Raw genomic sequence first — 9,112 nt, 5'->3', positions numbered from 1 at the left:
CGTCGAGGCAGCTCCGGCTCCGGTTGAGGCTCCGGCCCCCGTCGAGGCAGCTCCGGCTCCGGTGGAAACCGTCCAGTCCGTGGCCGCAGCCACCACCACCTCGGCCAAGCCATCGGCCGCCAACACCGGCGTTCCGGCCGGAACCACTTTGAAGCCGTACAACACCAGCGGCGCCGACCTGGTCATCTCCGTGGACGGCACCGTCCTGGACGGCCTTGAGATCTACGGCGACATCAAGGTCCGGGCAAAGAACGTGGTCATCAAAAACAGCAGGCTGCATGGCGGCAAGAACCACCCCGCCAACGCCACCGGCATCATCGACGCCAACAGCGCTGCCGTGTCCAACCTGCTGGTGCAGAACAACACCATCAACCCGGACCGTCCCTCGTTCAACCGTGACGGCATCGTGGGCCACGATTACACGGCCCTGCGCAACCACATCCAGCGGACCAACGACGGACTGGGGATCTTCAACCGTCCCGGCGGCCCGGCCACGGCCAACGTGACCGCCAAGGGCAACTACATCCATTCCCTGACGTTCTTCGACCAGGACACCGTGCACTCCGATGGGACGCACAACGACGGCATCCAGGTCCAGGGCGGCGAGAACATCCTGCTCGCCGGCAACACCGTGGTGGCCAGCATCGTTACCGGTGCAGGTTCGGGCCCGAGCCCCCGCGGCACGCACGGCGGCATTGCCATCATGCTCCAGCAGAACGTAGCCAAGCTGGCCAACGTAGTGGTGGAGAGCAACTGGGTGGATGACGGCCAGACGTCGATCAACATCGACAACGGCAAGTACTCCAACATCACGGTGACGGTCCGCAATAACTACCTGGGCCGCAACCAGTACCAGTACGCCAACGGCACCTACCCGATCCGGATCATCCAGCGGTCGGCAAGCACCGTCAGCGGCCTGTCCACCAACCGCTGGGAAGACAACCTGGCCTTCCTCACCGAGGGCAAAACCACCGGCATTCTCTACAACGGCTGATAGCTCAATAGCTGCCCGGCCCGCTCTGCGGCACGGGCCAACAGGAAGGGGAGGAGTGCGCTGGTGGCGCTCCTCCCCTTCCTTTATGCCTGCCGGTCAAGGCCTCCTGACGCTGAAATCGTCAAACAGGACCCGGACGGGCAAGTTGGTGACGGCACTGGAGGTGTAGACGGTGACACCTGTGCTGCCGGCGGCCTGCAGTCCCGCTGTTGTATCAGTGGTGCTGGCTCCCCAGCCTGCCGGTTCCGTGGAGCCGCTGGACCACACTTTGGCCCGCAGCTGGCTTGGCCCCGTTCCCGTGACCTGGAACCGCAGCTGCAGCTGGTTTCCGGCACCGGCCGACAGTCCGGTGTTGGCGGTGACCAATGTGGTTTCCACGCCGCCGGAGAGCCGGATCAGGCGCAGGGTCACCACACCGGCAGCGTCGAGCTTGATCCTGGCGCGGTATTCGGCGGTGCCCACCCGCCGGCCCACCAGGCCTGCGTAGGCGCCGCCGCCGTTGGGTACCTTGTCGAAGGACAACGTCGCCTGCACGTCCGTGTCCGTGGCCGTCACGGCGCCAAGATAGGCGGAGGGGCCCCGCCCGGGTTCCAACGTGATCCGCCCGGCCCCGCCGGAGACGGCGAACGGTGTTGACCCGCCGCTGGTGGACCAGCCCCCGCCAAGGTCGGCGCTCCCCCACCCTCCGGTGACGGTCCTGCCAAAGGCATCGTTGGCCAGCGGGCCGTCGGGGTCGCCCCCGGCACTGACCGTGACGGGAGCAGAAACGGAATCGGTGTTGCCCGAGTTATCGGTGACAACCAGGGTGACCGTGTAGGTTCCTGCGGCCGCGTACGTGTGCTGCGCCGAGACGCCGGATTCCGTGCCGCCGTCACCGAACTGCCAGGCATACCCTGCGATGCTGCCGCCAGGATCAACAGACGCTGAACCGTTCACCGCTGCGGTCAGCCCATCGGTGCTGCTGGTGAAGCTGGCCGTGGGCGGCCCGTTGGTTGCGCCGGCAACAGTGATGCTTGCCGCGTTTCCCGTGAGCGTGTTGCCCAAAGGATCCCGCACGGAAATCCGGTAGCTATGCTGCCCGCCCGTCAGCCCGGAATCGGTGAACGACATGGTGGGCCGCTGCCAGAACGTGGACAGCTGCGAGGCCGTATACACCGGCGTGGTGTCGCCGTCGCGGAGCACGGTGTACGTCAGGTTCGAGTTGTCCCGGTCCCAGTTGGCCTGCCACTGGACCCGGACCTGACCGGCACCGGGGCTGCTGAGGCTGGGAACAAAACTTGCTCCGGACACCCGGGGGGCCTGGTCGTTGGGTGCAATGGACCTAACGGCGAAACGGGACAGGCCCTGCTGCGCCCGCTGGTTCACATTTTTGAACTCCCCCACCATCACCACGTAGGAGTTGTTTCCCGTGACCGCCCATGGGCCCTGGCTTTGGCCGCTGGCCGTCCCCGTGTCCATATCAGGGAACCAGTTAAGCATGGCGGGAGCCGGCTGCCCGGTGAAGGATGGATAGCCGTAGATGTCCTTGGTCAGGGTTCCGGTGGCCTCTTTGCCGAAGGCAACAGCCCGGTGCCAGGTCCGTGGTGTGGTTTCGGGGTAACCACCCAGGTTTCCGCAGTAGTGCGGGTGGCCTGCAACGTAGACAGCCGTGTCCGTGGCGAACGCGCCGTAGGAGTCGCCGTGGCAGTCCTCCACCCATTTGACCCGTGCGTCCGACCAGTTGGCGGCAAACGCGCCTTCCAGGTTGCCGCCGGTGCCAAAGATGTAGCCCGTGCCGTAGAACGATGTCCCATCGCTGGAGAGCGACAGGACGGCCGAGTCAGTACCTCCGTTGCGGACCACGTCATTGATGGGGGTGGCCAGGTTCGCGCCGGACACCGCATCCACCATGCCCAGGCCGTAGCCGGGACGGTTGGAGCCGTTCAGGGTGGTGAAGGCGCCGCCCACCACCACTTTGCTTCCGTCGGGAGAGAGCGCCAGCGCGTTGACTTTTCCGTTGGCCGCGTTGGGCGCCCAGGGCAGGAGGGCTCCATTGCCCGCGTTGACTGCCGCCAGCCGGTTCCGCGATGAGGAGCCAACGCTGCCGAACAGGCCCCCAAACCAGACCTTGCTGCCGTCAGCCACGATGGCCCGTACGGAGCCCCCAACGGAGGGGGCGAAGCCCGACAGGGGGGCGCCGGTATCGGGATTCAAGGCGGCTATCCGGTTCCGGGTGACGCCGTTCACAGTGGTGAAATCGCCGCCAACGTAGATCCTGCTGCCGTCCGGCGACGCCGCAATGGCCAGGGCCTGGCCGTTCAAGGATGCGGTGAAGGAGGTTTTGAGTGCGCCGGTGGCCAGGTCAAAGGCCAGGATATTACGCCGGGGCACGAGTTGTGTGCCGGCAGCGGCGCCGCTGGGCCGGGCGTTGTTGAATTTGCCGGCAACATAAACAGTGGTCCCCACAGTGACGGCCTGCCATGCCACGCCGTCGTGCTGGACCGTGGGGAGGCTGTCAGCGGTGACGGTCACCGGGGTTTTAGGATCATTGGGATCGATGGGAGCGGAGTCCGCCAGCGCCGGTGCCGCAAAGCCCCCACCGAAGAGAAACAGAGTACTGAACAACGCCACCAGCCGGAAAGCTGGTCTTTTCCTGAACATATCAGCCCTTTTCCACGTGCAGACCGAGTCTGTGGCAAAGCGCTGAGTCGCTTTGGGTGATGCTCCGGGCGCAAGCCCGGTCGCATCCCTTCCGCAGGGTTCCCTGTCAGTGCGGAAGAGCACCGTTGGCGCACAGGCTGCGCCGGCGGGGACAAAAGTCCCTGCGGCGCAGCCTGTGCACGAGCCGGTGGTGCGATAAGGCTACTCTTAGGGCACCTTCACCGAATAGTCATCGAACCGCACAGTTATGGGCACGTTGGTGGCGGAGCCGGACAAATAGCCCACCAGCCCCGTTGTTCCGGGTGCCTGCAGTGCTGCGGTGGTGTCGGTGCTGGTCAGCAGCCAGGCTGCAGGTTCGGCAGCAGTATCGCGCCACACCTTGGCCTGGAGCGTGCTGGTGCCCGTGCCCGTCACCTGCATCCGGATCCGGATGGCGTCGCCGGGGGCCAGGGTCAGGCCGGTCAGCGGTGCCGTGGAGATAACGGTTTCGGCCCCGCCCACAATCCGGGTGAGGTACAGCGTGCCTGCACCGGTGGCCGGAACCTTGACCTTGACCCGGTAATCGTCGGACCCCACCCGGCGGCCGATCACGCTGACGAACGTTCCGCCGCCGTTGCCGATCTTGTCCAGCGACGCCTTGACCTGCACGTCGGTGGCGGCGGCGGATACCCCGCCCAGGATCGCCGTGCGGGTTACCCCGCCGGTCGCCAGGATCAGGTTGCCGACGCCGTTTCCAACCGTATAGGCAGCGGCAGTGCCTGCCACGGACCAGGCCCCGCCGGTGTTGGCGGCGCCCCAGCCTGAGGCGGTGGTGCGGCCGAAATCGTCAGCAGCCAGAACGGTGTTGGCCGGTGGCGCCTGGACGGTGACTGCCTTGGTGAGGGAGCCGGTTGCGCCGTCATCATCCGTGACCGTCAGCGTCACGTTGTACGTGCCCGCCGCTGCGTAGGTGTGTGACGGAGTGGCGCCGGTGTCGCTGGTGGTGTCGCCGAAGTCCCAGGCGTAGGCGGCGATGGTGCCGTCAGGGTCGGCGGACGTGCCGGCATTGAAGGCCGCCGCGAGGTTGGTGGCAGTGGACGTGAAGCCGGCCACGGGTACCTGGTTGGGCGGCGGGGCGGTTACGGTGACCGGGTTGGTCACCGCGTTGGTCTGGCCCGTGTTGTCAGTAACGGTCAGCGTGACGTTGAAGGTGCCGCCGGCGGCGTAGGTGTGGTCGGCCTTGACGCCGGTACCCGTTCCGCCGTCGCCGAAGTCCCAGGCGTAGCCGGCGATGGGGCCGTTGGCGTCCGAGGAGGCCGTCCCGTCAACCGACGCTTTCAGCCCGTCCACGGCAGCTGCGAACCGCGCCACCGGGGCGGCCGGCGGAGCAGATACTGTCCGGCCCGAGGCCACGTAGTGGGCCTGGATCCGGGACAGCGGAAGCACTGCCGGGTAGATGGCGACGTCGTCGATCTGGCCGTTGATGTTGCGGCTGGTGGGCCGGTTGCTCCAACTGCCGAGGTTGTCGCCGCCCAGCCGCCAGAAGCCATCGAACTGCCAGGCAGAGGTAACGTCCGCCCGGCTTCCCACCAGGACGCCGTCGACAAACAGCTGCATGCCGTTGCTGCCCAGGGTAGCCACCACATGGTGCCACTGGTTGTCGTTGAAGCTCGCCGTCGAGTTGATGGTCTGCCGGGTCGCGCCGTTGGGGCGGACCCCGAAGAACAGCCTGCCGGTATTGGACATGTACACGGTCCGGTCGAAATCGGTGGAAACGCCGGTGGGTGAGTTGCCGTAGCTGATGATGCCGCCGCCCGTGGTGGACCCGGTCTTGAACCAGGCCTCAGTGCTGAACGTCTGCGGCCGCATGGCGATCGGCATCCTGGCGGCCACGCTGTCGGCGGTGCCGTTGAAGGTTGCCGCTGTCCCGCCGTCGGCGCCCACGGCACCGTCAGCTCCAAGGGTCACCCCGGGGCGCAGGACCAGGTCGTCCTTGCCGGCAAGGTCCACGCCGGTGGTTCCGGCGGCGTCCCCCAGCGGCCAGTAGTTGGCCGGCGCATCGGAAAGTACCGTCTGCGAGTAGGCGCCCGGGGCTGCCACAGTGTCCGTCGCGGTGATCCTGACGATGTCGCTGACTGCCTGGTTGTTGAAGGCGTCCCTGGCATAAATGCGGTACGCGTAGCTCCGCCCCGCGACCCGGTTGGTGTCCAGGAACGTCATGCCGGGCCGGTTCCAGAACCGTGAAGCCTGGTTCAGGGTGGCAATTACCACATTGTCCCGTCGAACCTCATAGACCAGGTTCTCGTTGTCCTGGTCCCAGTTCGCCTGCCAGCGGACCCTGACCTGGCCAGGCGCCGGGGTTGAAAGCGTCGGGGCGAAGTTTGCCCCGGTCACCTTCGGTCCGCGGAGGTTCGGCGCCGTGGTGCTCTTGGCGAAACGGACCATACCCTGCTGGGCCTGGCTGTTGACGTTGGTGAACTCGCCTGAGTAGACCACGTAGTCCGCGTTGCCGGACACGGACCAGGGGCCCTGGTTCTGTCCGGTGAAGGTCCCGTCACTCATGTAGGGGAACCAGTTCAGCTGCGACGGCGCCGGGTTGCCGCCAAAGTTGGTGTAGCCGTGGGTTTCCTGGGTCAGGACACCGGTGGCCTTCTTGCTGAACGCCAGGGCGCGTTGGAACTCCCACGGCTCAGCTTGCGGGAACCCGCCAACGTTTCCGCAATAGTGCGGATGCCCGGCCTGGTACACCACGTCGCCGATGGGGAATACGGAGTAACTGTCGCCATGGCAGTCCTCGATCCACTCGGTGGAACTGTCCGCCCATTTCACGGAGAAAATGCCTTCAAGGGTGCTGGCCCGGCCAAAGGTGTAGCCGCTGCCGTATACGTTGGTGCCGTCGGTAGCCAGCGCCGTGATGGAGCCGCCCGTGCTGCCGTTACGGACAATGTTGTTGATCTGGAAGGGCTGAGAAGCGCCCAGGTTGGTGTCCACCTTGCCCAGGCCGTACCCGGGGTTGGCGGATCCGTTCAGGGTGGTGAAGGCGCCGCCCACCACCATGCTGGCCTCGTCCGGAGAGAGTGCCAGGGCGTTGACGCGGCCGCCCACGGCCACCGGGTTCCACGGCAGCAGCGCGCCGTTCGAGGCGGCGGCGGCAGCCAGCCGGTCACGGGTGACGGTGCCTACGCCGTTGAAGAGTCCGCCCATGTAGACGGTGGTGTCCGTAGCCACAATGGCCCTTACGGAAGCGGACATGCGCGGCAGGAACGAGGTGTTGATGCTGCCCGTTGTCGGGTTCAGGGCGGCGACGCGCCAGACGGTGGCGCCGTCGATGGCCGTGAAGGAACCACCCACGTACAACCGGCTGCCGTCCGGTGAGGCGGCCAGGGACGTGACTTCGCCGTTCATGCTCGGGTGGAACGTGGGGTCCAGCACACCGGTCCTGATGTCGTAGGCCAGGATGTTGTTACGGACCACTTCCTGGGTGCCGGGTGCGGCGCCGGCAGGCCGGGCCATGGTGAACTCGCCGCCGACGTACACCTTGTTGCCGATGACCAGCTGGGTCCAGCCCACGCCGTTGTGCTGGGCGGTGGGCAGCCTGTCCGCGGTGACGGTCAAGGGGACATCAGGGGCCGGGGCACTGTCGGCTGTCGCCGGAGCTGCACCCCAGACGACGCCCAGTGACAGCGCCATTGCCGCACTGAGGACCATCACCAGGAGGGACCGTGGGCCGCGGTGCGGCGGGGGGCCTTCCTGGCTTGCCGTAAGGCCGGGGCTTTCCACCCCGGCTTGATGCTTAGAACGCATTGCTTTCTCCATCCTTGAGGGTTGCTGCAGTTCCGGGGCTGCTGAGGGCCAGCACATCCGAGTCCGAGTAGAGGCCCCGGATCCAGTGATCGTTGCGGTCGTTGCCCACGTTGTTGAGGCTGAGTGCGGTGCTTTGACTTCCCGGGATCATCGGGAAATGCCTGGGCACGGCGCTTACCTGTCGGGTCCGGATTCCGGCCCGCAGTGCGGTCCAGTGCAGCCAAATGTCATCGGCGCCGGGGCACAGGTCCAGGAAGGCGTCCCCGCCCCGCCGGAGGGCAGCCAGCATGAGCGGCGGGTAGATCACCCCGGAGACCCCCAGGGCGAAATTGTCGATGCCGGCGTCGGTGTCGTGGCGCCGCGCCCAGCCCGAATACCCGGTGATGCTGCCGCTGTCAACGCCCACCACGCTCACCCAGTGCCCGCCCACCGTGTCCGGGTGGTCGCGGTGGCTTGCCACCAGCGCGGCAAGCCACCCGGCCGGGTAGACGATGTCATCGTCGGCGGTGGCCAACGGACACTCGAACTCTTCCGTCGAGAGGACGTAAGGGTAGTACTTCGTGTGCGGTCCGTAGTTTGAGGTAAGGCGCACCTCCAGGCCGCGTTGCTGCAGCCGCCGGAGCTGCGGGGTCAGCCGGACCATCAGCGCCGGGTCGTCCAGCCAGAGGATCAGGCGGCGCGGCCGAACGGAGCCGCGGGCAATGGATTCCAGGGCGATATCCACCGTCTGCAGGCGCGCGCCGTGGGTGGTCATGGAAACCACGACGTCGGCCGTTCCGGTGACGGACTCCGCCACCAGGCGGTTGCGGCAGCGGAGCGCCACCACGCCAGCATGGGCGCGGACGCGTTTGGCCGCCTTGCGCAGCCGACGGGCCGTGGCGCGTGCCTGCGTCACCGGCCCCGCAACCATGAGGGCCGGGGTCATGCGGGGGCCTGGCCTTCGAAGGCGGCGATGGGCGTTCCGGCGTCGAGGTTGAAGAAGATCTTTACGCTGCCGCGGCTGTCCTTCGGGACACCGAAGACAAAGATGCCGGTGGCGCTGGCGCCAGGGGCCACGGTGGCGGGGAACGGCTCCGGGCCCGGGCCGCTGAGGCTGCTCGCCGGGGAGTTGTCGGCCCCGTAGCTGACGTTGATGACCGCCGGGTCCAGCGAAATTTCCGCTGCGGTGTCGTTCTTGACGGTGATCTTGAAACGGAGCGCCGGGCCTGCAACTTCGCCGATGCCTGTGGCTTCGCCGTTGACCGCCTCAACGTCTGTGATCGCAGCGGAAACCCCGGTCTTCACCACTGCGGTGCCCACCAGGGGCACGGCAGGAGCAACGGGTTGTTCCACGGCAGCAAGTTCCTCGTCGCTCCCGGCCGGTGGAGTTTCCACAGCGGGAGCCGCTTCCGGAGCCGGGGCGGCCTGGGGCGGTTCCGCTGCGGGAACCGGGGCAGGGGGCGCCGACGGATCGGCGGACGCCGGGGCGGCGGATGGATCGGGGTCCGCCGCGGCGGCGGACGGATCCGGACCCGACGTGTCGGGAGCAGCCGAGGCAGCCTCCGTGGCCTGCGCCGCGGTGGGCGACACACCCGGCCGGGTGGTTGCCCACACGGTGCCGGCAATCAGCAGCAGCGCCAGCACCACGGCCACGATGATCAGGCGCCGTCGGCCGGCGAGGGGTCCCGCGGGGTTATCAGGGATGGTTTCCATCAG

General features: G+C 67.2%; 5 protein-coding genes. 1 reads left to right on the top strand and 4 read right to left on the bottom strand.

Annotated elements, in window-relative coordinates; genetic code table 11:
• The coding region (locus ASF72_RS20575; RefSeq protein WP_200933634.1) for a hypothetical protein at positions 1-994 on the top strand (994 nt) is incomplete at its 5' end.
• A 96-nt stretch (positions 995-1,090) separates the two neighbouring features.
• Here ASF72_RS20575 and ASF72_RS08450 read toward each other — a convergent pair.
• The 4 genes from ASF72_RS08450 to ASF72_RS08435 all read right to left on the bottom strand — a co-directional run bounded on the left by ASF72_RS08450 (position 1,091) and on the right by ASF72_RS08435 (position 9,109).
• Complete coding sequence (locus ASF72_RS08450) at positions 1,091-3,604, bottom strand: PKD domain-containing protein (RefSeq protein ID WP_231686079.1); 2,514 nt, start codon at positions 3,602-3,604, stop codon at positions 1,091-1,093.
• A 237-nt stretch (positions 3,605-3,841) separates the two neighbouring features.
• Positions 3,842-7,417, bottom strand: a complete 3,576-nt coding sequence (locus ASF72_RS08445) for a PKD domain-containing protein (protein ID WP_082484160.1) — start codon at positions 7,415-7,417, stop codon at positions 3,842-3,844.
• Positions 7,407-8,342: a hypothetical protein gene (locus ASF72_RS08440; RefSeq protein WP_056598000.1), complete on the bottom strand. Its 936-nt coding sequence runs from the start codon at positions 8,340-8,342 to the stop codon at positions 7,407-7,409. Before ASF72_RS08440 ends, ASF72_RS08445 begins: the two co-directional genes overlap by 11 nt.
• Positions 8,339-9,109 (bottom strand): hypothetical protein, encoded by a 771-nt coding sequence (locus ASF72_RS08435; protein WP_056597998.1) that lies wholly within the window; start codon positions 9,107-9,109, stop codon positions 8,339-8,341. Before ASF72_RS08435 ends, ASF72_RS08440 begins: the two co-directional genes overlap by 4 nt.
• Positions 9,110-9,112 lie beyond the last annotated feature (3 nt).

Origin of the sequence: Arthrobacter sp. Leaf141 (assembly GCF_001424565.1) — a bacterium.
GTDB lineage: Bacteria > Actinomycetota > Actinomycetes > Actinomycetales > Micrococcaceae > Arthrobacter.
This window is presented reverse-complemented; position numbering and strand designations above follow the sequence as displayed.

Coding starts and splice junctions, on each gene's coding strand:
- ASF72_RS08445 (WP_082484160.1), bottom strand. CDS start 7,417: ATGCGTTCTAAGCATCAAGCCGGGGTGGAAAGCCCCGGCCTTACGGCA.
- ASF72_RS08440 (WP_056598000.1), bottom strand. CDS start 8,342: ATGACCCCGGCCCTCATGGTTGCGGGGCCGGTGACGCAGGCACGCGCC.
- ASF72_RS08435 (WP_056597998.1), bottom strand. CDS start 9,109: ATGGAAACCATCCCTGATAACCCCGCGGGACCCCTCGCCGGCCGACGG.